This window comes from Roseomonas nitratireducens, assembly GCF_017813355.1.
GTDB classification, from domain to species: Bacteria; Pseudomonadota; Alphaproteobacteria; order Acetobacterales; family Acetobacteraceae; genus Neoroseomonas; species Neoroseomonas nitratireducens.
The window spans coordinates 109,421-133,283 of record NZ_JAGIYZ010000012.1; the positions used below are offsets into that span (position 1 = coordinate 109,421).

Below are 23,863 nucleotides of genomic sequence, written 5' to 3' on the forward strand. Positions count from 1 at the left end.
CCCGCGCCGCCGCGCCATGAAGCGCTTCAAGCCCGGACGCTGAGGTAGCGCGCCGCCTCGGGCGGCCCATCCCCGCGATGGAAGGCGGCGGCGCGGGCGAGCGCGGCGCGGTCGGCGGCATCGAGCCGCCCGGCCTCGCGCATGTGCTCGGCCCAGGATTCGACGGCCCAGAGCTCGATCCAGCGTTCCGGATGGGCCACGTCCTCGAGCAGCCGCCAGGCGACGGCGCCGCTGCGCAGCCGGACGCGGCGGGCTTCCTCCATCGCCGCGAGGAAGGCGCTTCGATCGGCCGGGTCGACCGTGTAGCGCACGACTTCCAGCACGCGGCCCGACCGTTCGGTCAGCAGCGGGCCGAGCTCGGCCGCCGGCGCGTCGGGCTTGGGCATGGGCACGCTGGGCGCATCGGCCGCCGGCGCGCCGTCCAGCCGCCAGCCGCGCACGGCCAGCGCGGCGCCGGCGCAGGCGACGGCGGCGATCAGCAGCGCCGGGGCGATGCCGAAGCGCGCGCCCGCCCAGCCCCAGAGCACGGATCCCACCGTCAGCGCGCCGAAGAAGCACAGCTGGTAGATGCCGATCGCCCGCGCCCGCACCCAGGCCGGTGTCGCGAATTGCGCCGCGGCCTGCAGCGTGCTCGCCGCCCCGATCCAGCCGGCGCCGAACAGCAGCATGGCGAGCGCGGCCGGCGCCCAATGCCCGGAGACGCCAAGCAGCGCCAGCGCCGCGGCCGAGACCAGCGAGAAGACCGTCACCATCCCGCCCCGCGTCGGCAGCCGCACGCGCAGCGCCGGCAGGGCGAAGCCGGTCGCGACCGCGCCCACGCCCATCACGCCGAGCATGGTGCCGAAGGCTTCCGGCCCCAGCCCCAGCCCCTGCCGCACCACCAGCGGCAGCAGCCCCCAGATCGCGGCGGTGAAGAAGAAGAAGGTGCAGGCGCGCAGGATCGCCGCGCGCATCGCCGGGCTCGCCGCGACGAAGCGCAGGCCGGCGCGCATCGCGCCCAGGAAGTGCTCGGACGGCAGCGCGCTGCGCGGCGCTTCCCGCTTCCAGGCCAGCAGCGCGAGCAGCAGCACCAGGAAGCAGACCGCGTTCAGCGCGAAGGCGGCCTCGGTGCCCGCCAGCCCGATCGCGAAGCCGCCGATCGCCGGACCCACGGCGCGGGAGAGGTTGAAGCCGATCCCGTTCAGCGCGATGGCCTGGACCAGGTCCTCCCGCGGCACGAGTTCCGGCGTCGTCGCCGCCCAGGCGGGGAAGTTCAGCGCGTTGCCGATGCCGATCGCGAAGGTGAAGGCGAGCAGCCCCCAGGGCCCGAGCCAGCCCGCATAGGTCAGCACGGCCAGCAGCGCGGCCACGGTCAGCACCCAGGCCTGCGCGCCGATCAGGTAGGCGCGGCGGTCCACGATGTCGGCCAGCGCGCCGGACGGCAGGGCCAGCAGGAAGACCGGCAGCATCGAGGCCGCCTGCACCAGGCTGACCATCACCGGGGAGGGATCGAGCGAGGTCATCATCCACCCCGCCCCGGTGTTCTGCACCCACAGGCCGATATTGGCGGCGAGGTTGGCGAACCAGAGCAGGCGGAAGGCCGGGTGGCGGAACGGCGCGAAGGCGGCGGGCATCACCCGATCCTGGCAGGCTCCGCCGCGCCGGGGGAAGAAATCCGCGCGACACGCGACTCATGCAGCGCGAAGACCAGCGCGTAGGAGATGATCATCAGCAGGAACCAGGCGCCGAACTTGGTCAGCGGCACCGGCGCCCAGCCGCCGCGCTGGTGCGGATAGAGCCAGGCGCCGGCGAAGGTGCCGAGGTTCTCCGCGAACCAGATGAACAGCGCGACCAGCGCGAAGCCGAGCAGCAGCGGCATCCGCCGCCAGCGCCGCCAGCGCCGCCAGGGGCGGAAATGGACCCAGGTGCGGCCGAACAGCAGCGCCGTCGTCGCGAACAGCGCCCAGCGCAGGTCCCAGGTGAAATGATGCGCGAAGAAATTCGCGTAGATCGCCGCGGCCAGCAGCAGCAGCGCCCAGGCCGGCGGGTGGTGCGTGAAACGGAACTCGAACAGCCGCCACACGCGCGCGAGGTAGGAGCCGACGGCGGCATACATGAAGCCGGTGAACAGCGGCACGCCGCCGATCCGCGCCCAGGACGGTTCGGGATAGGTCCAGGAGCCCATCGCCGTCTTGAACACCTCCATCGCCGTGCCGACGGCATGGAACAGCAGGATGACGCGCGCTTCCTCCCAGGTCTCCATCCGCGTCGCGAGCAGCACGCCCTGCAGCGCGAGGCAGGCGACCAGCAGGAAGTCGTAGCGCGGCAGCCAGGCGTCGCGCGGGTAGAACAGGTGCGTCGCGACCAGCAGCGCGAGCAGCACGCCGCCGAACAGGCACGCCCAGCCCTGCTTCACCCCGAAGCGGAGGAATTCGTACACCCCCGCCGCGACCGGCCCGGCCTTGAGGGCACGCGCGCCGAGGCGTCGCTCGGCGGCGATGAAGCGGGCGATGGGCGGCCAGGCGCCCGCGGCGCTGGCGACGGGCGCGGTCATTCCGGGCGGAGCATGCCCGCCCGAATGCGGCGCCGCCGTGGCGGGTCAGTCCAGCGTCGTCGCGGGGCCGGACGGACGCGCGTTGCGGTTCCACACGTCGCGGATGCGCTCGCTGACCGTGACCGGGTCGGCCACGCCGCGCAGCACGTGCTGTTCCTCGGTGCGGCCTTCCATCGACTTCACCACCACGTCGCCGATGCCGATGATGCGCTGGTAGAGGCTCTGCTTCACCACCACGTCGCGCACGCGGAAGATCTCGATGTCGTCGCGCACCTTGGTCCAGAAGCCCTGGACGATGGTGATGCGCTCGTTCGTCAGCGTGATGCGCTGGCGGCCGAGGAACGGCAGGCCGAGCATGAGGACGGACAGGACCAGCCAGAGCGGCCCGTAGGAGCGCTTCGTCTCGCGCGCTTCGAGGATGATGGTCTCGGACATGCGGCCTTCCTTGCGTGCCCGGCTGGATTAGGGCCCCGGCCGCGCGCGGGCAACGGGGAAGCGGCGTGCCGCGCGCGACGGCGGCCGGAGCATCCGCGCATCCCAACAAGGCCATTGATGAAAGAAAAATCTTTCTTCCGCGCGCTCCTTGCAGCCCTAAAGAAAAAAACCTTCTCTCCGCCATCGAATGCGGCTCGGAGCACGCCATGACCCGGATCCATATCATCCACGAGAACGACGCCTGGATGCCCCCGCTGCGGGACGCCTTCGCGGCGATCGGGGCCGAGCACAGCGAATGGTTCCTCGACCGCGGCCTGCTCGACCTGACGCGCCCGCCGCCGGAGGGCGTGTTCTACAACCGCATGTCCGCCTCCTCCCACACCCGCGGGCACACCTTCGCGCCGGAATATGCGGGGGCGGTGATCGAATGGCTGGAACGGCACGGGCGGCTCGTGGTGAACGGGCGGCGCGCGATCCAGCTCGAACTGTCCAAGGTCGCGCAGTACGAGGCGCTGGCCGCCTTCGGCATCCCCACGCCGCCGACCGTCGCCGTGGTGGGGGAGGAGAACATCCCCGCCGCGGCCGAGCGCATCGGCTTCCCGCTCATCCTCAAGCACAACCGCGCGGGCAAGGGCCTGGGCGTGCAGCTGGTGCGCAGCGAGGCGGCGTTGAAGGAAGCGGTCGCGCGCATCCTGGCCGATGAGGACCCGCATGCCCGCCCGCGCGACGGCATCTGGCTGGTGCAGCGCTACATCGCCACGCCCGAGCCCTTCATCACCCGCGCGGAATTCGTCGGCGGGCGGTTCCTCTACGCCGTGCGCGTCGACACCTCCGAGGGCTTCGAGCTCTGCCCCGCCGATGCCTGCGCCATCCCCGAGGGCGCCGCCTGCCCCGCCGTGGCGCCGGGCGAGAAGTTCCGCATCATCGAGGGCTTCCAGCACGCGATGATCCCGCGCATGGAGCGCTTCCTGGTGGCCAACGGCGTCGGCGTGGGCGCCATCGAGTTCGCGACGGACGCGGAGGGCGGCATCCACGCCTACGACGTGAACACGAACACCAACTACAACGCGGAGGCCGAACGGCGGGCCGGCGTCTCGGCGCCGCTCGCGGTGGCGCGGCACCTCGCGGCGCTGCTGCCGCGGGCGGCGCGCGCCGCCTAGGCTAGGCGAGCAGCCATTCGGCCAGCGCCGCCGTCGCCGCCTCCGGCGTCTCCATCGTCGGCAGGTGCCCCGCGCCGGGGAAGTGCACCAGCCGCGCGCCGGGGATGCCGGCGGCGATCTCGGCGGCGAGGTCGGGCGGCGTCAGCGCGTCCTCCGCCCCCACGCCGACCAGCACCGGCACGCCGATGCCGGGCAGGTCGGGGCGCGAATCGGCGCGGTGCATGATCGCCTCCTGCTGGCGCAGGAAGGCCTCCTTCCCCACCCGGTCGGCCATCTCCATCACCTCCCCCGCGAGCGGGCCGTCGAGGCGGGAGGGGTGGATCAGCTGCGGCAGCAGGCGCGGCGTCACACCCCGGAACTGGCCCGAGCGCGAGAGGGAGATGAGGCCCCGGCGCCGGCGCGTCTGTTCCTCGGTATCCGGCCGGGCGGAGGTATCCAGGAAGGCGGCGCGCGTCACCCGTCCCGGCGCGCGGCGCAGGATCTCGAAGGCGACGTAGCCGCCCATGGACAGGCCGGCGACGGCGAAGGGCCCCTCCACCTCGGCGATGGCGCGGTCCGCCATCGCCCCGATCCGGTCGTCCCGCGTCAGGTCCGCGATCACGATGCGCGCCCGGTCGGCCAGCGCGGCAGCCTGGTCGCGCCACAGCCGCGCATCGCAGAGCAGGCCGGGAAGCAGGAGAAGGGTGGGCCGATCGGTCATGCGCGGGGCTGTAGCCGCCCACGGGCGGGTCGTCCATGCGCGGCACGCGGGCCGACAGGCGCGGAAATCCTTGATCTTCCCGGCGAAGCGGCGCATATGCGGGGCGCTCGTGGATTGGCGGGCCGGACCGCCGGCCCCGCATGCGCGCCCTGACGGGGCTCGGCCAGCCACCGCACCACCCGATGACGGCCCGCCTGGGCGGGCCCCTTGGAAAAGAGCGACTTTGAACGAAAACACCGTTGCGGCCGCCGAGGCGGCCGATGCCCCGGCGCAGCCGGCCCCTGCCCCCGAAGCGGCGATCGCCGCGCCCGGGCCAGACCTGTCGCCGCCGGCCGATGCGCCCGCGGCCGCCGCGCCGGCCGAGGAGGAACTCCGCGCCGAGGACGTGGCCCCCGACGACGACGCGGCACCCGGCGACGACGAGGACCTGCACGAATACACCGAGGAGGACGAGCCCGAGCCGGCGCGGACCACCTTCGCCGATATCGGCCTGTCCGAGGAACTGCTGCGCGCCGTCTCCGAATCCGGCTACGTCTACCCGACGCCGATCCAGGAAAAGGCGATCCCCTGGGTGATGATGGGCCGCGACGTGCTGGGCTGCGCCCAGACCGGCACGGGCAAGACCGCGTCCTTCGTGCTGCCGATGCTCGACATCCTCACCGGCTCGCGCGCCAAGGCGCGCATGCCGCGCAGCCTGATCCTCGAGCCGACGCGCGAGCTCGCGCTGCAGGTCGCCGAGAATTTCGAGAAGTACGGCAAGTACCTCAAGCTCAACCACGCCCTGCTGATCGGGGGCGAGAGCATGAACGACCAGCGCGACGTGCTCGAGAAGGGCGTGGACGTGCTGATCGCGACGCCGGGCCGGCTGCTCGACCTGTTCGACCGCGGCCGCATCCTGATGGCCGACTGCAAGCTGCTCGTGATCGACGAGGCGGACCGCATGCTGGACATGGGGTTCATCCCCGATGTCGAGCGCATCGTGTCCATGCTGCCGAAGATCCGCCAGACGCTGTTCTTCAGCGCCACCATGGCGCCGGAGATCCGCCGGCTGGCCGACGCCTTCCTGTCGAACCCGAAGGAGATCTCGGTCTCCGCCCCGGCCTCCGTCGCCACGACGATCGTCGCCGGCCTGGTCTATGTGCAGCCGCACGACAAGCGCGAGGCGCTGCGCCGGCTGATCCGGCAGGAGAATGTCGGCAACGCGCTGATCTTCTGCAACAAGAAGATCGAGGTCGACATCCTCTACAAGTCGCTGAAGAAGCATCGCTTCAGCGTCGGCGCGCTGCATGGCGACATGGACCAGTCGACCCGCTTCGCGACGCTGAACGCATTCAAGGCGGGCGAGCTGCAGCTGCTGGTGTGCAGCGACGTCGCCGCGCGCGGCATCGACATCGGCGGCCTGTCGCACGTCTTCAACTTCGACGTGCCCTTCCGCGACGAGGACTACGTCCACCGCATCGGCCGCACCGGCCGCGCGGGCCGCGAGGGCCATGCCTACACCATCGCGACCGCCGACGACGCGAAGAACGTCGCCGCGATCGAGAAGCTGACCGGCAAGCCCATCCCGCGCATGGCGGTGGAAGGCCTCGACATCGTGCCGGAGAGCGAGATCGAGGAAGCGCGCAACGCGCCCAAGGGCCGTGGCCGCGGCCGTTCCTCCTCCGCCCCCGCCCGGGGCCGTGGCGGCGAACGCCGCGACGGCGGCCGCCGCGACGGCGCGCCGCGGGAACGCGCGCCGCGCGAACGCGAGCCCGACGAGGCCCGCCCGCGCCGCGAGGCCGAGGATGCGCGCCCGCGCCGCGACCGCGACGACACTAGTTCGCGTCGCGACCGCGACGACGCCAGCCCGCGCCGCGAGCGCGAGGGCGCCGAGGAAGCCCGCCCACGCCGCGAGCGCAGCCGCGACCGCGACCGCGACGCGCGGATCGAGCGCGAGACCTCCGAACCCGCGCGCGAGACCGCCCGCGAGCCGCGCCGCGAGCGCGACGGCGGACGCGACCGCGACGCGCCGCGCGACCGCGACGCCGGGCGCGAACGCCGCTACCGGCAGGAAGACCTCGGCCCGGCCGTGAAGGGCTTCGGCGATGCCGTGCCGGCCTTCATGCTGATCCCGCTGCCGCGCCCGCGGCCCGAGAAGCCGGCCCCCGCGGAGGCCGCGCCCGCCGCGGCCCCCGAGACGGAAGCCGCCTGACCACCGGCCGGGCAGCGATGCCCGGCCTTCCCGATTGCCCGAGCGCCGGCGGCACCCCATCCTGCCGGCGAGACGCCGGAGGACACCGCCATGAACGTCGTCAGCAAGCCCGCCGCCAGCCGCGCGCAGTTCGTCTGGGAAGACCCGCTGCTGCTCGAGGATGCGCTCACGGAAGATGAGCGCATGATCCGCGATTCCGCGCGCGAGTTCTGCCAGGAAAAGCTGATGCCGCGGATCCTGATGGCGAACCGCAACGGCACCTTCGACCGCGAGATCATGAACGAGTTCGGGGCGATGGGCTTCCTCGGCGCCACGCTCGAAGGCTATGGCTGCGCGGGCGTCTCCTACGTCGCCTACGGGCTGATGGCGCGCGAGGTGGAGCGCGTCGATTCCGGCTACCGCTCCGCCTTCTCCGTGCAGTCCAGCCTCGTGATGTTCCCCATCCACGCCTACGGGTCCGAGGAACAGCGCCAGAAGTTCCTGCCCAAGCTGCGCACCGGCGAATGGGTCGGCTGCTTCGGCCTGACCGAGCCCGATGCCGGGTCCGACCCGTCCTCGATGCGGACGCGCGCGCGCAAGGTCGATGGCGGCTACATCCTCAGCGGCTCGAAGACCTGGATCACCAATTCGCCGATCGCCGACGTCGCCGTGGTCTGGGCCAAGGACGACGACGGCGTGCTGCGCGGCTTCATCCTCGAGCGCGGGATGAAGGGCCTCACCTTCCCCAAGATCGAGGGCAAGTTCTCGCTGCGCGCCTCCGTCACCGGCATGATCATGATGGAGGACGTCTTCGTGCCGGAGGAGAACCGGCTGCCGGGCGTGAAGTCGCTCGCGGGCCCCTTCTCCTGCCTCAACCGCGCGCGCTACGGCATCGCCTGGGGCGCGCTGGGCGCGGCCGAGTTCTGCTGGCACGCCGCGCGCGACTACACGCTGAACCGGATGATGTTCGGCAAGCCGCTCGCCGCGACGCAGCTGGTGCAGAAGAAGCTCGCCGACATGCAGACCGAGATCACGCTCGGCCTGCACGCGGTGCTGCGCGTGGGCCGGCTGATGGACGAGGGCCGCGCGGCGCCGGAGATGATCTCCCTGGTCAAGCGCAACAATTGCGGCAAGTCGCTCGACGTCGCCCGCGTCGCGCGCGACATGCACGGCGGCAACGGGATCGTGGACGAGTACCACGTGATCCGCCACGTCATGAACCTCGAGACGGTCAACACCTATGAAGGCACGCACGACGTGCACGCGCTGATCCTCGGCCGGGCGCAGACCGGGCTGAACGCCTTCGGCTGAACCGGGGGCGCGGACCGCGCCATGGACATCGTGATCGAACGCATGGGGGCCGGCGGCGACGGGATCGCCGCCGGCCCCATCTACGTGCCGCGCGCCCTGCCGGGCGAACGCGTGCGCGTGCACCCGGGGGCCAGGCGCGGCGACGGCCAGGCGGCCGCGCTGGAGGCGGTGCTCGAGCCAAGCCCCGACCGCGTCCCGCCCCCCTGCCCCCATTTCGACCAGGGCTGCGGCGGCTGCGCCGTGCAGCACTGGGCGCCCGCCGCCCAGGCCGGCTGGAAGCGCGCGCGGCTGGCCGAGGCGCTGTCCCGCGCCGGCTTCCCCGACGCGCCGGTCGCGCCGACCATCGCCACCGAGCCGGGCCATCGCCGCCGCGCCGACCTCGCGCTGCGGCGCACGCCGCGCGGCGCGATCGCCGGGCTGCATGTGGCGGGCAGCGCGGAGGTGCTCGACCTCGCGACCTGCGCCGTGCTCGACCCGCGCCTCGTTGCGCTGCTGCCGCCGCTGCGCACCATGCTCGCCAGCCTTTCGGCGCTGAAGCGCGAGGGATCGGCGGTGGTGAACCTGCTCGACACCGGGCCCGACCTGCTGCTGCGCACCGACGCGCCGCTGCAGGCCGGGGACCGCATGCTGCTCGCCCGCTTCGCCGAGCGCGAGGGCCTCGCGCGCATCGCCTGGGCGCGCGGGGCTGGCACGCCGGAGATCGCGGCCCAGCACGCCGCGCCCACCATCGCCCTGTCGGGCGTCGCCATAACCCCCCCGCCCGGCGCCTTCCTGCAGGCGAGCCCGCAGGGCGAGGCCGCTATCATCGCCGCCGTGCTCGCCGCGCTGCCGGCGAAGCTGAAGGGGCGCGGGCGGATCGCCGACCTGCATGCGGGGCTCGGCACGCTGTCCATCCCGCTCGCCGCGCGCGGGCGCGTCGCGGCCTTCGAATCCGATGCGGGCGCGGTCGCCGCGCTGGCCGCCGCGGCGGGACGCGCCGGCGTGCCGGTGACGGCGACGCGGCGGGACCTCGACCGCCAGCCGCTGGAGCCGTCGGAGCTGACCGGCTTTGCCGCGGTGGTGCTGGACCCGCCGCATGGCGGCGCGCCGGCGCAGGTGCCGCTGCTGGCGCGCAGCGCGGTGCCGCTCGTCGTGTATGTGTCGTGCAACCCGGCGGCGCTGTCGCGCGACGGGCGCGCCTTCGCGCAGGCCGGCTGGCGCGTCGCGGCGGCGACGCCGATCGACCAGTTCGTCCACTCCGCGCAGATGGAAGCGGTGGTCGCCTTCGCGCGGTGACGCGCCGCTACAGCGGCCGGCGCGCGAGGATCACTTCGCTGTGCGGCAGGCCGGGCAGGTCGGCCATCGCCACGGATGCGCGCCCGCCGGCCTCGATCCGCCAGGCGTGGTTCAGGCCAAGGCCTTCGAGCCAGGTCGCGAAGGCCGCGACATCGGCACGCGCGCGCATCATCGGCACCGACCATTCCATCACCAGCACTAGGTCGGGAGACCGGCGGATCAGCGCCTCCGCCCCGCGCAACGCCAGCGGTTCCGCGCCCTCGCAATCGAGGCGCATCAGCCGCGCCGGGCCGAAGCCCTCGCCCACCGCGTCGTCGATGCGCACGGTCTCGATCTCATGCCGCTGGGTGTAGCCGGGCCCGACGGCGGCGACCTCGAGATGCCCGCTGCCGGCATGGTCCGGATGGACCAGCAGCGCGACCTGCCCCGGCGCATCCGCCGCCGCCCTGGGATGGATGGTGACGCGGTCGTTGAAGCCGTTCAGCGCGACGGAGGCCGACAGCAGCGGCACCAGACGCGGGTTCGGCTCGAAGGCGTGCAGCCGGCCGGCGGCGCCGATCGCGGCCGACATCGCCAGGGTGTGGTAGCCGATATTCGCCCCCACCTCGACCACCGCGGCGCCGGGGGCGAGCAGCGCGAGCACCGCGTCCTCCACCACCCTTTCCCATTCCCCGCGCAGGGCGAGGTGCGGCGTCATGCCGATATCGGTCGCGTCGAGCATCAGCTGGTGGCCGCGATGGGTCAGCGTCACGGCGCGGCCATTGCCGAGATAGGCGTAGCTTTCGCGCCGGCCCGGCGCGGCGGGCGGCGGCGCGGACGACCCCGCGAGCCAGCCGCCGAGCCGCCGCAGGAAGGAAGGCACGCCGTCCATCAGCGCGGTTCCACCATGGACAGGTAGAGCGTCGCGACGCGCCGCGCCTCGATCAGCTCGGCCGCCGTGCAGGCCTTGGCGCGCGAATCCCCGTCGATGAAGCGCAGCGGCCAGCGCGCGCCGAGGGCGCCGAGCAGCGCCGCCGGTTCCTCCGTCCGCCCGGCGTCGAATTCCAGCAGGATCCGGATGCCCGGGTTGCGCACCGCCAGCGCCTCGCAGCCGGGGAGGAGGTCGATCGCGCGCGGCATGAAGCCGATGCGCAGCAGGTCCACCGGCCCGCCCGCCGCCTCGGGCAGCGACGCCGCCGGCGCGGTGAAGACCTGGCGGCCCTCCTCCTGCGCGAAATGGGATGCGAGGGGGCCATCGGCCGGGCCGGTCATCAGCGCCGGCAGCGTGACGCCGTCCCGCGCGCCGGCGCCCACGGCCAGGCGATGCGCGGCAAGGCGCCCGCCGAGCCCGTTCAGCGTGACGTTGCGCCCGAGCAGCCAGTGCAGCCAGGGATTGGGCTCGAGCGCGACGACGCGCCCTTCCGGCCCCACGAGTTCGGCCAGCAACAGGCTGTAGTAGCCGTAGATGGCGCCGACATCGCAGGCGGTCTCCCCGCGCGCGACGTTGCGGCAGAGGAATTCCGTCACCCAGTATTCCCAATAGCCGTCGAGCAGCAGGTGCGGCGCGATGCCGCCATCGGTCGCGTCCACGAACAGCTTGAAGCGGCCGAGCACGCGGCACAGCGCGCTGCCGTCCGGCAGCGGCACGGTCTGGGTGCGGTCGCGGATCAGCGCCTCGACCTGCCGGCGGTTGCCGGCGCGCAGCAATTCCTCGAGCGTCGCGATGTCGCGGCGGCCGACCTCGGCGTGCATCGCCTCGATCTCGGCGCGCAGGACGGCGAGTTCGCCGCGGATGCGGAAGAGTTCCTCCTGCACCGCGGCGGCCTGCTCGGCATCGTTGCGCCCGGTGCCGAGCAGCCAGCCGAGGAAGCGCGAGACGCCCCCGGGCCGGTCGGGCGCCCTCGTCGCGGGCAAGAGATGCGTCTCGTCCTTCGGCACGTATGGTCCCTGCCCGCACGGAAACGGTCGTATCGTTCCAGGAACATCATTCCCATCGGCGGGCGCAACTGGCAACCCGGGCCACACGGGGGGTTGATCCCGGCCGGTTTCCCCCCACCCTCTGCGTTAAGGAATTCCAAGGGACCCGCGCAATGACCGACCGCCGCACCGCCCTGGCCCTGGCCGGGGCCAGCCTCATTGCCGTGCCCGCGCTGCTGCGCGCCCGGCCCGCCCTGGCCCAGGCCGCCGAAGCGCCCGCCCAGGCGCCCGGCTTCTACCGCTTCCGCGTGGGCGGCTTCACCGTGACGACGGTGCATGACGGCTTCTTCGCCCGCCCGCTGGAAGGCTTCGTGCGCAACGCGCCGATCGCCGAGGTTCAGGAGGCGGCGCGGGCCGCCTTCCTGCCGACCGACCGCACCGTCATCCCCTTCACCATCACCTTCGTGCAGCGCGGCGACACGCTCGCGGTGTTCGACGCCGGCAACGGCGTGACGCCGGCCGGCGCCACGGCGGGCCGCATGATCGCGAACATGGCCGCCGCGGGCATCGATCCGGCGCGCGTGACGCATGTGATCCACAGCCACTTCCACGGCGACCACATCAACGGCCTGCTGAACGCGGAAGGCGGCGCCGCCTTCCCGAACGCCGCCGTGCACGTGCCCGCCACCGAATGGGCCTGGTGGACCGGGGACGGCAACCAGACGCGCACGCCGGAAGGCCAGCGCCCGACCTTCGCCAATGTCACACGCCGCTTCACGCCGTACCGCGAACGGGTGCAGCAGTTCCAGGCGGGGGCCGAGGTGCTGCCCGGCATCACCGCCGTCGCCGCCTACGGCCACACGCCGGGGCATACCGTCTTCCGCATCGCCGACGGGGCGGAGCAAATGATGTTCCTGGCCGACCTGACCAACCGGCCCGAGATCATGATGGCGCGGCCGGACTGGCAGATCGTGTTCGACATGGATGGCGACGCGGCCTCGGCCACGCGCCGCCGCGTGCTCGACATGGTCGCGACCGACCGCATACGCGTCACGGGCTACCACTACCCCTTCCCGGCGAACGGCTTCGTTGCCCGGAACGGCAACGGGTACCGCTTCGTGCCGGCGGACTGGTCCAGCGCCGTGTGACCTTGTCGCTTGAGTGACGCTTGGGCGGGGGATGTCCTGCCGCCCCACAGGACCCAGGGAGGCCATGAGATGAAGATGAACCGACGCGCCGTGCTCGGCGCCAGCACCCTTCTCGCCGCGACGCCGCTGCTGGCCGCGCGCGACGCCGCCGCCCAGGGCGCGCCGCCCGCGCCGTCCGGCCCGGCCTTCCACCGCTTCCAGGTGGGTGCGCTGCGCGTGACCGTCGTGACCGACGGGACGAATGTCCGCCAGGACGTGCGCCAGGGCCTGGTGGTCAACGCGAATGCCGAGCAGGTGTCAGGCGCGCTGCAGGCCGCCGGCATCCAGGGCGTCGCCATGCGCAACCCGTTCAACGTGACCTTCGTGGAAGGCCCGGGCGGCATCGTCGCGATCGATGTCGGCACCGGCGGCGCCGGCGGGCCGGAGACGGGCGCACTGCACGCGAACATGCGGGCGGCGGGTCTCGACCCCGCGCGCGTGACGCGCATCGTCCACACGCATTTCCACGGCGACCATATCGGCGGCCTGACCAATGCCGAGGGCGCGGCGGTCTATCCCAACGCGACGGTCGCGGTGCCGGAACGCGAATGGGCCTTCTGGATGGACGAAGGGGAAGCGTCGCGCGCGACCGAGGCGCGCCGCCCGGCCTTCGCGAATGCCCGCCGCCGCTTCGGGCCCTATGCCCAGAAGGTCGAGCGCTTCGCCGCCGACGCGCAGGTCGCCCCCGGCATCCGCGCGGTCGCGACCAACGGGCACAGCCCGGGGCACACCTCCTTCCTCATCCATGACGGCAACCAGCAGGCGCTGGTGATCGGGGATGCCATCACGACGCCGGCCTTCTTCATGGCGAACCCCGAATGGTACCCGGTGTTCGACATGGACCCGACCATGGCGGTGGACACGCGCAAGCGGCTGCTCGACCGCGCGGCGACGGAGCGGATGCAGGTGATCGGCTATCACTTCGACATGCCGGCGACCGGGCGCGTCGAGCGCGCCGGGACGGGCTACCGGCTGGTGCCGTCGAACGCGTGATGCGTGCGCGGCGGATCCTTCACACGTGGAAGGATTCGCCGCAGCCGCAACGGCCCTTCTCGTTGGGATTGGTGAAGGTGAAGCCGGCGGTCATCGCCTTCACCTCGTAGTCCATCACCGTGCCGATCAGGAACAGCGTGGCCTTGCGGTCGATCAGCACGGTCACGCCGCGGTCGGTGATGACCTCGTCCGACGGCGCGGCGGCATCGGTCCAGGACAGGTCGTAGGACAGGCCCGAACAGCCCTTCGTCTTGACCCCGATGCGCAGCAGCCGGCCGTGCTCGCCCTTGGCGTAGAGCGCGCGCAGGCGTTCGGCCGCGCCTTCGGTCAGCGACATCAGCGGCGGCAGCGCGCGGGCCTTGCGCGGGGCTTCGGTGGTGGTGCTCATCGGTGCCCCCTTCAGAACATGTTCAGGGCGAGGCGCGCATCCTCGCTCATGCGCGTCTGGTCCCAGGGCGGGTCCCAGACCACTTCGACGAGGACATCCGTCACGCCATCGACGCCGCGCACCGCGTCCTCCACCTGGCTCGGCAATTCCTGGGCCGAGGGGCAGGCGGGGGTGGTGAGCGTCATCTCGACCTTCACCTTGCCGTCATCCTCGATCTCGACCGCGTAGATCAGGCCGAGCTGGTAGATGTCGACCGGGATCTCCGGGTCGTAGACGGTGGAGATGGCGGCGATGACGGCATCCTCGCTCACCTTCGGCGCGGGGGGCTTCACCTCGCCCTCCGGCGTCCAGGCCGCGCGGGTCTCGGTCACGTCCTCACTCACTGCTCGCCTCCTTCGTCCCGTCGAGCGCGGCGTTGAGCGCGTGCCAGGCCAGCGTCGCGCACTTCACCCGGGATGGGAACTCATGCACGCCGGACAGCGGCGCGAGGCGTTCCATCTCGTCCGCCAGCGAAGCGTCGCAGTCCGGGCAGGCACCGGTCATGGCGAGCTCGCGGAAGGTCGCGCCGAGCGCCCTGGCATCGGCATCGCTCTTGCCCTTCACCACCTCGGTCATGATGGATGCCGAGGCGGTGGAGATGGCGCAGCCGCGCCCCTGGAAGGCGACATCGGCGATGGTGCCGTCCGGCGCGTGCTTCACGAACAATTCGATGCGGTCGCCGCACATCGGGTTGTCCCCGCGCGCGGTCGCGTCCGCATCCTCGAGCCGGCGGAAGTTCCGCGGCTTGCGGCCGTGGTCGAGGATCACTTCCTGGTAGAGGTCGCGGAGGTCGTCGAACAACCCGCTCATTTGAAGAACTCCCGCGCCTCGGTGAGCGCCTGCGCCAGCAGGTCCACCTCCTCCTTCGTCGTATAGAGGCCGAAGGAGGCGCGCGTGGTGCCGTTCTCCATCCCGAAGCGGGCGTGCAGCGGCTCGGCGCAGTGGCGGCCCGCGCGCACGCAGATCCCCGCGCGGTCGAGCAGCGTGGCGAGGTCGTGCGGATGCGCCGCATCCAGGGCGAAGGCGAAGACCCCGCCGCGATCCTGCGCACGGCCGAGCAGCGTCAGGCCCGGGACTTCGGCCAGCGCGCCCATGGCGTGGTCGACCAGGGCGCGCTCATGCGCCTCGATCGCGGCCATGCCGATGGCCGTCACGTAGTCGATCGCGGCGTGCAGGCCGACGGCTTCGATGATCGGCGGCGTGCCGGCCTCAAACTTCGCCGGCGGCGGCGCCCATTCGGACTTCTCGAAGGTGACGAGGCTGATCATGTCGCCGCCGCCGAGGAAGGGCGGCATGCGGTCCAGATGCTCGAGCCGCGCCCAGAGCACGCCGATGCCCGTGGGCCCGTACAGCTTGTGCCCGGTGAAGCAGTAGAAGTCGCAGCCGATCGCCTGCACGTCCACGCGCCGGTGCACCGCGGCCTGCGACCCGTCCAGCAGCACCTTCGCGCCATGCGCATGCGCCAGCGCCACGATGCGGTCCACCGGTGCCACGGTGCCGAGCACGTTCGACATATGCGCCATGGCGACCAGGCCGACCTTCCCGTCGGCGAGCTTCGCCTCCAGGTCGGCCATGTCGATCTCGCCCGCCTCGGTCACGCGGCAGACGCGCAGTTCGTTGCCGCGGTCGTCGCGCAGCATCTGCCAGGGGACGATGTTGGCGTGGTGCTCAAGCTCGCTGATCAGCACCGCCTGGCCGGGCTGCAGCACGCCGCGGCCCCAGCCATGGGCGACGAGGTTCATCGCCTCGGTGCTGTTCTTGGTGAACACGATCTCCCGCGCATCGGCCGCGTTCAGGAAGCGGGCAGTCGCCGCGCGCGCGGCCTCGTAGGAATCGGTCGCGAGTTCGCTCAGCCGATAGGCGCCGCGATGGACATTGGCGTAGGCCGTTTCCATGCAGCGGACCATGGCGTCGATCACCGCGCGCGGCTTCTGCGCGGATGCCCCGGAATCGAGGAAGACGAGGGGCCGACCCCGCGCCTGCGGCTGCGACAGGATCGGGAAATCCTGCCGGATGCGCTGGACGTCGAAGCCGGTTGCCGTCGTCCCGTCCATCACGCGGCTGCCCCCTGGCGTGCCCACCAGGCGTCGAGCGCGCGGGTCAGCGCGCCCTTCAGGGTCTCGTCCGTCACGGTCTCCACCGCCTCGTGCAGGAAGGCCTCGACCAGCATGGCCTTGGCCTGCGCCTCGGGGATGCCGCGGGAGCGGAGGTAGAACAGGCTGTCCGCGTCCAGCGCGCCGACCGTCGCGCCATGGCTGCACTTCACGTCGTCGGCGTAGATCTCGAGCTGCGGCTTGCTGTCGATCTCGGCCTCCTCGCTCAGCAGCAGCGCCTGGTTCATCTGGTAGCCGTCGGTGCGCTGGGCGACGCGATGGACATGGATGCGGCCCTGGAAGACGCCGCGCGACCGGCCGGCCAGCACCGTCTTGTAGGTCTGGCGGCTGGCGCAATCGGGTGCTGCGTGGTCGAGCGCCGTGGTCGTGTCCACATGCTGGCCCTCGCCGGCCATCTGCGCGCCGTTCATGTGGCAGGCGGCCTTGGGGCCGACCAGCGCCGCATGGATCTCGTTGCGCGTCAGCCGCGGGCCGGCGGCAACCGTGAAGTTGTCGTAGGTGCCCTCGGCCGCGATGCGGGCATAGATGGTCGAGAGGTGGAAGACCGTCGCCGCTTCCTGGAGCATGCGGCCATGGGTCAGGCTCGCGCCCTCAGCCACCTCGATCTCGAAGACCGGGTTGTGCAGGCAATGGCCGCCGCCGGCCGCGGTCTCGATCAGCGTCAGCCTTGCCCGCGCGCCGAGGCGGATCAGGTGCCGCGGATGGAAGGCGAAGGGCCGCCCCGGATCGACGGCGACGGAGACGAGTTCCAGCAGCCCGCCATCCACGCCTTCCGGCAGGTCGAGGAACAGCCCGTCCTCGAACAGCATGGTGTTGAGCGCGGCGAGCGGTTCGCTCTCCGGCTTGGCGAGCGCGCCGAGATGCGGCTCGGCCTCGGCGAGGTCGTTCGCCAGGCCGAGGGCGCGGAAGGGCAGCCCCTCGAGCGAGGAGAGGTCGGGCCGGAAGCGCCCATCGACGAAGACCGCGCGATGCGGCGCGAGCGGCGCGGGCAGGCGCACCGTGCCGTCCACGCTCGTCAGCGGCTCGGCGAAAGCGGCCTGCGCGACGGGGGCGAGGTCGGTGTACTTCCACTGCTCCACGCGGCGCGTGGGGAAGCCGCGCGCGGCGAAATGCACCGCCGCGTCGGCGCGCAGCTGGTTCAGCCAGGGCTTGCGCGCGCCGGGGAGGTGGTCCTTGAGCCCTTCGTAGCGCGCGAGGAAGCCGGCCGCGCCGGTCTGCGCCGCCGTCATGCCGCGGCCTGGACGGCGCCGTAGCCCTGCGCCTCCAGCTCCTTCGCGAGTTCCGGCCCGCCGGACTTCACGATGCGCCCGCCCATCAGCACATGCACGCGGTCCGGCACGATGTAGTCGAGCAGCCGCTGGTAGTGCGTGATCACCAGCGCCGAGAAGTCGGGCCCGCGCATCGCGTTCACGCCGTCGGCCACGATCTTCAGCGCATCGATGTCGAGGCCGGAATCGGTCTCGTCCAGGATGGCGAGGCCCGGCTTGAGCAGCGCCATCTGCAGGATCTCGTTGCGCTTCTTCTCGCCGCCCGAGAAGCCGACATTCACGCCGCGCTTGAGCATCTCGTCGGACATGGACAGCGCCTTCATCCGCTCACGCGCGAGCTTGAGGAACTGCATCGCGTCGAGCTCGGCTTCCCCCCGCGCCTTGCGCTGCGCGTTGAGCGCGGTGCGCAGGAAGGTGGCGTTGCCCACGCCGGGCAGCTCGACCGGGTACTGGAAGGCGAGGAAGAGCCCGGCCGCCGCGCGCTCCTCGGGTTCCATGGCCAGGATGTCGTGGCCGTTGAAGCTGGCAGTGCCACCCGTGACCTCGTAGCCGTCGCGCCCCGACAGGACGTAGGACAGAGTGCTCTTGCCCGAGCCGTTCGGGCCCATGATGGCGTGCACCTCGCCCTTCGGCACCTCGAGGTCGATCCCCTTGAGGATCGCCTTGCCATCGATTTCGGCGGTCAGCCCTTCGATCTTGAGCATGGTCAGCCAACACTTCCTTCGAGAGAAATCTGCAACAACTTCTGCGCTTCCACCGCGAATTCCATCGGCAGCTCCTTCAGCACCTCGCGGCAGAAGCCGTTGACGATGAGCCCGACCGCTTCCTCCTGCGTCAGCCCGCGCTGGCGGCAGTAGAACAGCTGGTCCTCGGCGATGCGGCTCGTCGTCGCCTCGTGCTCGACCTTGGCGGAGACGCAGCGGTTCTCGATGTAGGGCACGGTGTGCGCGCCGCAGAGGTCGCCGATCAGCAGGCTGTCGCACTGGGTGAAGTTGCGCGCGCCATGCGCCTTCGCGCCGATCCGCACCAGGCCGCGATAGGTGTTCTGGCCGTGCCCGGCGCTGATGCCCTTCGAGACGATGGTCGATCGCGTGCGCGGGCCGATGTGGAACATCTTCGTGCCGGTATCGGCCTGCTGGTAGTTGTTGGTGATGGCGACGGAGTAGAACTCGCCCACCGAATCCTCGCCCTGCAGGATGCAGGAGGGATACTTCCAGGTGATGGCCGACCCCGTCTCCACCTGCGTCCAGCTGATCTTGCTGCGGGCCCCGCGGCAGGCGCCGCGCTTGGTGACGAAGTTGTAGATGCCGCCCTTGCCCTCGGCGTCGCCGGGGTACCAGTTCTGCACCGTGGAATACTTGATGGTCGCGTCGTCGAGCGCGACGAGTTCGACCACCGCGGCGTGCAGCTGGTTCTCGTCGCGCATCGGCGCGGTGCAGCCTTCGAGGTAGGAGACGTGCGAGCCTTCGTCGGCGACGATCAGCGTCCGCTCGAACTGCCCGGTGCTCTTCGCGTTGATGCGGAAATAGGTGGACAGCTCCATCGGGCAGCGCACGCCCTTGGGGATGTAGACGAAGCTGCCATCGGTGAAGACCGCGCTGTTCAGCGCGGCAAAGAAATTGTCGCCCTGCGGCACCACCGTGCCGAGATACTTGCGCACCAGCTCGGGATGCGTCTGCACCGCCTCGCTGATCGAGCAGAAGATGATGCCCTCCTTGCCCAGCCTCTCCTTGTAGGAGGTGGCGACGGAGACGCTGTCGAACACCGCGTCGACCGCGATCGGCATGCGCCCTTCGGCGGGGACGGACCCCGCGCCCTCGACGCCGGCAAGGATCTCCTGCTCGCGCAGCGGGATGCCGAGCTTGGCGTAGGTCTTGAGCAGCTCGGGATCGACCTCGTCCAGCGACTTCGGCCCGACCTTCTGCTTCGGCGCGGCGTAGTAGTAGCTGTCCTGGTAGTCGATCGGCGCGTACTTCACCGCGGCCCAGCGCGGCTCCTCCATCGTCTTCCAGGCGGCGAAGGCGCGCAGGCGCCATTCGAGCAGCCATTCGGGCTCGTTCTTCTTCGCGCTGATGAAGCGGACGATGTCCTCGTTCAGCCCCTTGGGGGCGAACTCCATCTCGATGTCCGTCTCGAAGCCCCACTTGTAGCCGGACTCGGTGGCCTGCTGGACGGTCTCGATGGTTTCGGTGACGGCAGGCATCTTCTTTACTCCGCGGCGGCGGCCTCGGGGTGCGGCACGATGGCCGGCACGCGCGCGAGGTCGGCGATGGAAATGCCGGACAGGGCCCGGCGGATGGCGTCGTTCACGGGGTCCCAGCGGCCACGCACGGGACAGGTGGCTTCCGCGTCGCAGAAGCCGGCCGCGTTGTCCACGCAGGCCGTCAGCGCGATGGGGCCGTCTATCGCGGTGATGACATCGGTCAATGGCATCGCCGCGAGCGGCCGGGTCAGGCGATAGCCGCCCGAAGCACCACGACGGCCCTCGACCAGCCCCGCATGGGACAGGATTTTCAGCACCTTCGACACCGTGGGCTCGCCGAGGCCGGTGGCGGCGGCAAGGCCGGGCGCCGTCAGCACCCCGCCTTCCTCGGCCTCCTCCAGCCTGGTGAGCACCACCACGGCGTAGTCGGTCAGCTTGGACAGCCGCAGCAAATCCGCCTGCCTCCGGCAATCAGGACCCGATTGGTCCGGATTGCAGATGCGCCCGCCCCCGGCCGCTGTCAAGGCGCCTGGACCGGCCCTTCGTGCGCGGCCATCCTGCGCACGCTCCAGGAAAGGGAAAGCGCGTATGCCGACGATCAGGACCGATGACGGCGTGGACCTGCACTATGAGGAAGCCGGCAGCGGCATCCCCATGGTCTTCGTGCACGAATTCGCCGGCGACCATCGTTCCTGGGAACCGCAGATGCGGTTCTTCTCCCGCCGCTATCGCTGCATCGCCTATGCCGCGCGCGGCTATCCGCCTTCCGCCGTGCCGTCCGACCCCAAGGCCTATTCGCAGGACCGCGCGACGGACGACATCGCCGCGGTGATCAAGGGGCTGGAGCTGGGCAAGGCGCATGTCGTCGGGCTTTCCATGGGTGCCTTCGCGACGCTGCATCTGGGGCTGCGCCATCCCGCCCTCGCCCGCAGCCTGACCGCGGCCGGCGTCGGCTATGGCGCCGCGCCGGGCAAGCGCGAGCAGTTCCGCGCCGAGGTGGAGGCGACCGCGACGCGCATCCGCGCCGAGGGGATGGAGACGATGGGCGCCGTCTATGCCCGCGGCCCGACGCGCCTGGTGTTCGAGGAGAAGGACCCGCGCGGCTACGCCGAGTTCCGCGCGCAGCTGATGGAACATTCCGCCGAGGGTTCGGCGAACACCATGATGGGCGTGCAGCGCGAACGCCCCGCGCTGGGCGACCTGGAAGCGCAGTTCCGCCAGCTGACGCTGCCCACCTTCGTCATCGCCGGCGACGAGGACGACCCCACGCTCGAGCCCTCGATGTTCCTCAAGCGCACCATCCCGACCAGCGCGCTGCTGGTGATGCCGAAATGCGGGCACACCATGAACCTCGAGGATCCGGACGCCTTCAACCGCGCGGTGCTGGACTTCGTCACCCAGGTGGATGCCGGCGCGTGGCGCACCCGCATCCCCGAAAGCCTCACCGGCGCGATCATCGCGGCCAAGGGCAGCTAGAAGCCCAGCTTCATGCCCTCGTGGCTCGCCTTGAAGCCGAGCGATTCGTAGAAGCGCAGCGCGTCGGGGCGCGCCTTGTCCGTCGTCAGCTGGACAAGGCCGCAGCCCCGCGCGCGGCATTCCGCGATCGCCCATTCGAACATGCGGCGGCCGAGCCCCGCGCCGCGATGGCTCGCCGCGATTCGCACGCTCTCGATCTGCCCGCGCCACATGCCCAGCCGCGACAAGCCCGGGATGAAGGAGAGCTGCAGGCAGCCGACGATGCGCCCTTCCTCCTCCACCACCGCGAGCAGCTGGTTCGGATCGGCCTCGATCGCCGCGAAGGCGGCGTCATAGGCGGGATCGCCCGGCTTCTCCCGCCCCGCGCCGAGCACGTCGTCGGCCAGCAGCGCGACGATGGCGCCGAGGTCGGCGGCGGTCGCGCGGCGCATCATCGGGCGTAGAGATCCGCCCGCGTCAGCGGCAGGCCGGAGGCACCCCGCGCGCGCTTCGTCGCCAGCGTCTGGAAGATGCCGACCGTGCCGCGCTCGAAGGCCAGCGCGCAGCCGGCCATGTAGGTGATCCAGATGTCGGTCTTGGCCGCGCCGACTTCCTTCACGGCGGCGTCGCGGTTGGCGAACAGCCGTTCCGTCCAGGCGCGGCAGGTGCGGGCATAGTGCTCGCGCAGCGCCTCGACGTCGTGGATCTCGAAGCCGTTGCGCTCCAGCGCGTCATGCTCGGCGCCGAGGTGGTCCAGCTCGCCGCCGGGGAAGATGTAGCGCGTCAGCGCCTCGAATTCCGGGCGCTTCTTGCGGAAGGTCTTCTCGTCCCGCTTCATCGGCCGCGCGATGGCATGGTGCAGGTAGGCGCCGCGCGGGCGCAGCAATTCGCGGATGCGCGCGAAATAGCCCTCCCGGTTGTCGAGGCCGACCGCCTCGTACATGCCGACGCTCGCGACCTTGTCGAAGGGCTCGGCCTTGAGCGTGCGGAAATCGGTCAGCTCGATGGTGACGCGGTCCTCGAGGCCGAGGCGCTTCACCTTCTCGACGGCGAAGGCGTACTGCTCCTCGGCCAGCGTCACGCCATGCGCCTTCACGCCGTAGTTGCGCGCGGCGTGGCAGACCAGCCCGCCCCAGCCGCAGCCGATGTCGAGAAAGCGTTCCCCCGGCTGCAGCCGCAGCTTGCGGCAGACGAGGTCGAGCTTGGCGACCTGCGCTTCCTCGAGCGTCGTCTCCGGCGTCGGGTAGTAGGCGCAGGTGTAGACCATCTCCGGGCAGAGAAAGAGCGCGTAGAAGGCGTTCGACAAATCGTAGTGGAAGTGCATCAGCGCCTTGTCGTCGCGCCCTTCCCCATACTTCGCGGCGTCGCCGGGGCCGGAGAAGGCATGCGAACCCTGCGTCTTGCCCGCACCGAAGGCGAAGGGCAGCAACGCGCGCGCCAGTTCCATCTTGTCGAGCCGCTTGAGCAGCCCGCGCCGGCCATTCTCGGCCCGCGCGGCGAGGTCGAGCAGCGTGCCGCCCTCGATCGCGACGTCGCCGGCGGCCATGGCCTCGATCAGCGTGGTCAGGCGCGGGCGGCGCACCAGCCGCGTGAGCGCGGCCGGGTCGCGGATGGCGACCGCGACATCGCCGCGCGGCGCGGGGCCGAGCGGCACTTCCGACCCATCCCAGAGGCGGAGCGTGAGGTCCGCCTTCAGGTGCTGCGCGACATGCGCCGCGAGGCGGCGGACACGTTCGGCGCCCTTGTCCGCCGCCATCGCGGTCAGATCCGCACGCGGTCCGGCGCGACCCAGCGCAGCGGCTCGGCCCAGACGACGTCGGCGGTCGTCACCGGCCGGTCGAGCCGGTTCATCCCGCGCAGCTGGTCGATGGCGAGCTGGATGTTGCCGACGCTGTCGGGCGTCAGGTTCATCTTGTACTCGACCTTGGTCATCAGCTCGGCCATCAGGCCGCGATCCTGGCGGAGGAAGCGGGCCACCTGCTGCGCCGCCTGGTCGCGGTTCGCGGCGATGAACTCCTGCGCCTGGATCAGCGAGCGCATCAGTCGCTCCGTCGTCGGGCGGTTCTGCTCGGCCCAGGCCTTGTTCATGTAGACGAAGTTGCGGACGATCTGGATCTGCTCGTTGTTGACCAGGATATGGGTGTTGGGAATGGCGCGCTGGGCGCGGGTCGGCCAGGGCTCCCACACCGCGAAGGCGTCGATGTTGCCGCGCTCCAGCGCGGCGACCATCTCGGGCGCTTCCACGTTCACGATGGTATAGTCGGCCGGGTTCAGGTTCAGCTTGGCGACGACCGACAGCCAGAAAGTCTCGCTGCCCGTGCCGCGCGCGACGCCGACGCGCTTGCCCTTCAGCTCGTCCATGGTGCGGATGTTGCGGCCGAGCACGCTGATCCAGCGCAGCAGCGCCGTGCCCTCGGCCACCGCCACCACGTTCGGGTCGCGCACATGCGCCGACACGCCGGCCTGCTCGGCGCCATAGGCGGAATTGATCTGGTTGCCGATCAGGAAGGCGATCATGGCCGAGCCCGAGGGGCCGGTGTTGACCGTCACGTCCAGCCCGTTGCGCTCGAAGAAGCCGCCTTCCTTGGCGACGTAGTAGGGCGCGAAGGACGGATCGACGCCCGTCGCGATGGTCACGCGCGTGGGCGACTGGCCGGCGGCCGGCAGCACATAGGCGCCGGCCGCGGCGGCGGGCAGCGCGAGGATGGAACGACGATTCATCTTGGTGGTCTCCCT

At 71.5% G+C, this 23,863-nt stretch carries 24 protein-coding genes; 7 read left to right on the top strand and 17 right to left on the bottom strand.

Translation table 11 applies throughout. The features are described 5' to 3' along the window. Window positions 1-26 precede the first annotated feature (26 nt). From J5Y09_RS13660 to J5Y09_RS13670, 3 genes are read right to left on the bottom strand one after another with little or no spacing between them, the layout of a single operon-like run. Window positions 27-1,613 (bottom strand): MFS transporter, encoded by a 1,587-nt coding sequence (locus J5Y09_RS13660; RefSeq protein WP_209352356.1) that lies wholly within the window; start codon window positions 1,611-1,613, stop codon window positions 27-29. Then, the gene (locus J5Y09_RS13665; RefSeq protein ID WP_209352357.1) at window positions 1,613-2,533 is read right to left on the bottom strand and encodes a DUF817 domain-containing protein; all 921 of its coding nucleotides are present in this window, start codon (window positions 2,531-2,533) and stop codon (window positions 1,613-1,615) included. Before J5Y09_RS13665 ends, J5Y09_RS13660 begins: the two co-directional genes overlap by 1 nt. Window positions 2,534-2,578: 45 nt before the next feature. Continuing rightward, window positions 2,579-2,968 carry a PH domain-containing protein gene (locus tag J5Y09_RS13670; protein WP_209352358.1) on the bottom strand — a complete coding sequence of 130 codons (390 nt, stop codon included), beginning with the start codon at window positions 2,966-2,968 and terminating at the stop codon, window positions 2,579-2,581. Window positions 2,969-3,174: 206 nt separating this feature from the next. Here J5Y09_RS13670 and J5Y09_RS13675 point away from each other — a divergent pair, with 206 nt between their 5' ends. Further along, window positions 3,175-4,128 (top strand): ATP-grasp domain-containing protein, encoded by a 954-nt coding sequence (locus J5Y09_RS13675; protein WP_209352359.1) that lies wholly within the window; start codon window positions 3,175-3,177, stop codon window positions 4,126-4,128. A 1-nt stretch (window position 4,129) separates the two neighbouring features. Here the strand turns inward: J5Y09_RS13675 and J5Y09_RS13680 are convergent, their stop codons facing one another. Next, a complete protein-coding gene (locus J5Y09_RS13680; protein WP_209352360.1) occupies window positions 4,130-4,828 on the bottom strand; it encodes an alpha/beta fold hydrolase in 699 nt (232 codons plus the stop codon). On the opposite strand from J5Y09_RS13680, the gene J5Y09_RS13685 reads away from it, so the two are divergent. From J5Y09_RS13685 to J5Y09_RS13695, 3 genes are all read left to right on the top strand, one after another. After that, window positions 4,827-7,019, top strand: coding sequence for a DEAD/DEAH box helicase (locus J5Y09_RS13685; RefSeq protein WP_209352419.1), 2,193 nt, complete (start codon window positions 4,827-4,829; stop codon window positions 7,017-7,019). The genes J5Y09_RS13680 and J5Y09_RS13685 overlap by 2 nt on opposite strands. Before the next feature lie 90 nt (window positions 7,020-7,109). After that, entirely contained in the window at window positions 7,110-8,309 is a 1,200-nt protein-coding gene (locus J5Y09_RS13690) for an acyl-CoA dehydrogenase (protein WP_209352361.1), read from the top strand. A 21-nt stretch (window positions 8,310-8,330) separates the two neighbouring features. Continuing rightward, window positions 8,331-9,584, top strand: coding sequence for a class I SAM-dependent RNA methyltransferase (locus J5Y09_RS13695; protein ID WP_209352362.1), 1,254 nt, complete (start codon window positions 8,331-8,333; stop codon window positions 9,582-9,584). Between the two features lie 7 nt (window positions 9,585-9,591). On the opposite strand, the gene J5Y09_RS13700 is transcribed toward J5Y09_RS13695, so the two are convergent. Both J5Y09_RS13700 and J5Y09_RS13705 read right to left on the bottom strand, forming a co-directional pair. Next, a complete protein-coding gene (locus tag J5Y09_RS13700; RefSeq protein ID WP_209352363.1) occupies window positions 9,592-10,455 on the bottom strand; it encodes an FkbM family methyltransferase in 864 nt (287 codons plus the stop codon). After that, complete coding sequence (locus J5Y09_RS13705; RefSeq protein WP_209352364.1) at window positions 10,455-11,477, bottom strand: FkbM family methyltransferase; 1,023 nt, start codon at window positions 11,475-11,477, stop codon at window positions 10,455-10,457. Before J5Y09_RS13705 ends, J5Y09_RS13700 begins: the two co-directional genes overlap by 1 nt. 176 nt (window positions 11,478-11,653) lie before the next feature. On the opposite strand from J5Y09_RS13705, the gene J5Y09_RS13710 reads away from it, so the two are divergent. Continuing rightward, window positions 11,654-12,628 carry an MBL fold metallo-hydrolase gene (locus J5Y09_RS13710; protein ID WP_209352365.1) on the top strand — a complete coding sequence of 325 codons (975 nt, stop codon included), beginning with the start codon at window positions 11,654-11,656 and terminating at the stop codon, window positions 12,626-12,628. A 75-nt stretch (window positions 12,629-12,703) separates the two neighbouring features. Continuing rightward, a complete protein-coding gene (locus J5Y09_RS13715) occupies window positions 12,704-13,660 on the top strand; it encodes an MBL fold metallo-hydrolase (protein WP_245217107.1) in 957 nt (318 codons plus the stop codon). Between the two features lie 19 nt (window positions 13,661-13,679). Here J5Y09_RS13715 and J5Y09_RS13720 read toward each other — a convergent pair whose 3' ends face one another. From J5Y09_RS13720 to J5Y09_RS13755, 8 genes are read right to left on the bottom strand one after another with little or no spacing between them, the layout of a single operon-like run. Next, entirely contained in the window at window positions 13,680-14,048 is a 369-nt protein-coding gene (locus J5Y09_RS13720; RefSeq protein ID WP_209352367.1) for a HesB/IscA family protein, read from the bottom strand. A gap of 11 nt (window positions 14,049-14,059) precedes the next feature. Next, window positions 14,060-14,431, bottom strand: a complete 372-nt coding sequence (locus J5Y09_RS13725; RefSeq protein WP_209352368.1) for an SUF system Fe-S cluster assembly protein — start codon at window positions 14,429-14,431, stop codon at window positions 14,060-14,062. Continuing rightward, window positions 14,424-14,897, bottom strand: a complete 474-nt coding sequence (gene sufU / locus J5Y09_RS13730) for a Fe-S cluster assembly sulfur transfer protein SufU (RefSeq protein WP_432761238.1) — start codon at window positions 14,895-14,897, stop codon at window positions 14,424-14,426. Before sufU ends, J5Y09_RS13725 begins: the two co-directional genes overlap by 8 nt. Continuing rightward, complete coding sequence (locus tag J5Y09_RS13735) at window positions 14,894-16,141, bottom strand: aminotransferase class V-fold PLP-dependent enzyme (protein ID WP_209352369.1); 1,248 nt, start codon at window positions 16,139-16,141, stop codon at window positions 14,894-14,896. The genes sufU and J5Y09_RS13735 overlap by 4 nt, the downstream gene beginning before the upstream one ends. After that, window positions 16,141-17,430, bottom strand: a complete 1,290-nt coding sequence (gene sufD / locus J5Y09_RS13740; protein ID WP_209352370.1) for a Fe-S cluster assembly protein SufD — start codon at window positions 17,428-17,430, stop codon at window positions 16,141-16,143. Before sufD ends, J5Y09_RS13735 begins: the two co-directional genes overlap by 1 nt. Continuing rightward, the gene (gene sufC / locus J5Y09_RS13745) at window positions 17,427-18,173 is read right to left on the bottom strand and encodes a Fe-S cluster assembly ATPase SufC (RefSeq protein WP_209352371.1); all 747 of its coding nucleotides are present in this window, start codon (window positions 18,171-18,173) and stop codon (window positions 17,427-17,429) included. Before sufC ends, sufD begins: the two co-directional genes overlap by 4 nt. A 2-nt stretch (window positions 18,174-18,175) precedes the next feature. Next, on the bottom strand, window positions 18,176-19,672 hold the full coding sequence (gene sufB / locus J5Y09_RS13750) for a Fe-S cluster assembly protein SufB (protein WP_209352372.1): 1,497 nt from the start codon (window positions 19,670-19,672) through the stop codon (window positions 18,176-18,178). A 5-nt stretch (window positions 19,673-19,677) separates the two neighbouring features. Continuing rightward, window positions 19,678-20,124, bottom strand: coding sequence for an SUF system Fe-S cluster assembly regulator (locus J5Y09_RS13755; RefSeq protein ID WP_209352373.1), 447 nt, complete (start codon window positions 20,122-20,124; stop codon window positions 19,678-19,680). Between the two features lie 136 nt (window positions 20,125-20,260). Here J5Y09_RS13755 and J5Y09_RS13760 point away from each other — a divergent pair, with 136 nt between their 5' ends. Then, window positions 20,261-21,148, top strand: coding sequence for an alpha/beta fold hydrolase (locus J5Y09_RS13760; RefSeq protein WP_209352374.1), 888 nt, complete (start codon window positions 20,261-20,263; stop codon window positions 21,146-21,148). Here J5Y09_RS13760 and J5Y09_RS13765 read toward each other — a convergent pair. The 3 genes from J5Y09_RS13765 to J5Y09_RS13775 are packed head-to-tail and all read right to left on the bottom strand — an operon-like array spanning window position 21,145 to window position 23,848. Continuing rightward, the gene (locus tag J5Y09_RS13765) at window positions 21,145-21,582 is read right to left on the bottom strand and encodes a GNAT family N-acetyltransferase (RefSeq protein WP_209352375.1); all 438 of its coding nucleotides are present in this window, start codon (window positions 21,580-21,582) and stop codon (window positions 21,145-21,147) included. The genes J5Y09_RS13760 and J5Y09_RS13765 overlap by 4 nt on opposite strands. Then, entirely contained in the window at window positions 21,579-22,883 is a 1,305-nt protein-coding gene (locus J5Y09_RS13770) for an SAM-dependent methyltransferase (protein WP_209352376.1), read from the bottom strand. The genes J5Y09_RS13765 and J5Y09_RS13770 overlap by 4 nt, the downstream gene beginning before the upstream one ends. 5 nt (window positions 22,884-22,888) lie before the next feature. After that, the gene (locus J5Y09_RS13775; protein ID WP_209352377.1) at window positions 22,889-23,848 is read right to left on the bottom strand and encodes an ABC transporter substrate-binding protein; all 960 of its coding nucleotides are present in this window, start codon (window positions 23,846-23,848) and stop codon (window positions 22,889-22,891) included. Window positions 23,849-23,863: the final 15 nt, after the last annotated feature.

What these genes read in the sequence shown, in the direction of transcription:
- J5Y09_RS13695 (WP_209352362.1), top strand. Translation starts at nt 8,331, where the DNA reads ATGGACATCGTGATCGAACGCATGGGGGCCGGCGGCGACGGGATCGCC.
- J5Y09_RS13720 (WP_209352367.1), bottom strand. Translation starts at nt 14,048, where the DNA reads ATGAGCACCACCACCGAAGCCCCGCGCAAGGCCCGCGCGCTGCCGCCG.
- J5Y09_RS13765 (WP_209352375.1), bottom strand. Translation starts at nt 21,582, where the DNA reads ATGATGCGCCGCGCGACCGCCGCCGACCTCGGCGCCATCGTCGCGCTG.
- J5Y09_RS13680 (WP_209352360.1), bottom strand. Translation starts at nt 4,828, where the DNA reads ATGACCGATCGGCCCACCCTTCTCCTGCTTCCCGGCCTGCTCTGCGAT.
- J5Y09_RS13670 (WP_209352358.1), bottom strand. Translation starts at nt 2,968, where the DNA reads ATGTCCGAGACCATCATCCTCGAAGCGCGCGAGACGAAGCGCTCCTAC.
- sufU (WP_432761238.1), bottom strand. Translation starts at nt 14,897, where the DNA reads ATGAGCGGGTTGTTCGACGACCTCCGCGACCTCTACCAGGAAGTGATC.
- J5Y09_RS13675 (WP_209352359.1), top strand. Translation starts at nt 3,175, where the DNA reads ATGACCCGGATCCATATCATCCACGAGAACGACGCCTGGATGCCCCCG.
- sufD (WP_209352370.1), bottom strand. Translation starts at nt 17,430, where the DNA reads ATGACGGCGGCGCAGACCGGCGCGGCCGGCTTCCTCGCGCGCTACGAA.
- J5Y09_RS13760 (WP_209352374.1), top strand. Translation starts at nt 20,261, where the DNA reads ATGCCGACGATCAGGACCGATGACGGCGTGGACCTGCACTATGAGGAA.
- J5Y09_RS13770 (WP_209352376.1), bottom strand. Translation starts at nt 22,883, where the DNA reads ATGGCGGCGGACAAGGGCGCCGAACGTGTCCGCCGCCTCGCGGCGCAT.
- J5Y09_RS13775 (WP_209352377.1), bottom strand. Translation starts at nt 23,848, where the DNA reads ATGAATCGTCGTTCCATCCTCGCGCTGCCCGCCGCCGCGGCCGGCGCC.
- J5Y09_RS13690 (WP_209352361.1), top strand. Translation starts at nt 7,110, where the DNA reads ATGAACGTCGTCAGCAAGCCCGCCGCCAGCCGCGCGCAGTTCGTCTGG.
- sufB (WP_209352372.1), bottom strand. Translation starts at nt 19,672, where the DNA reads ATGCCTGCCGTCACCGAAACCATCGAGACCGTCCAGCAGGCCACCGAG.
- J5Y09_RS13715 (WP_245217107.1), top strand. Translation starts at nt 12,704, where the DNA reads ATGAACCGACGCGCCGTGCTCGGCGCCAGCACCCTTCTCGCCGCGACG.
- sufC (WP_209352371.1), bottom strand. Translation starts at nt 18,173, where the DNA reads ATGCTCAAGATCGAAGGGCTGACCGCCGAAATCGATGGCAAGGCGATC.
- J5Y09_RS13660 (WP_209352356.1), bottom strand. Translation starts at nt 1,613, where the DNA reads ATGCCCGCCGCCTTCGCGCCGTTCCGCCACCCGGCCTTCCGCCTGCTC.
- J5Y09_RS13735 (WP_209352369.1), bottom strand. Translation starts at nt 16,141, where the DNA reads ATGGACGGGACGACGGCAACCGGCTTCGACGTCCAGCGCATCCGGCAG.
- J5Y09_RS13710 (WP_209352365.1), top strand. Translation starts at nt 11,654, where the DNA reads ATGACCGACCGCCGCACCGCCCTGGCCCTGGCCGGGGCCAGCCTCATT.
- J5Y09_RS13685 (WP_209352419.1), top strand. Translation starts at nt 4,827, where the DNA reads ATGCGCGGGGCTGTAGCCGCCCACGGGCGGGTCGTCCATGCGCGGCAC.
- J5Y09_RS13665 (WP_209352357.1), bottom strand. Translation starts at nt 2,533, where the DNA reads ATGACCGCGCCCGTCGCCAGCGCCGCGGGCGCCTGGCCGCCCATCGCC.
- J5Y09_RS13700 (WP_209352363.1), bottom strand. Translation starts at nt 10,455, where the DNA reads ATGGACGGCGTGCCTTCCTTCCTGCGGCGGCTCGGCGGCTGGCTCGCG.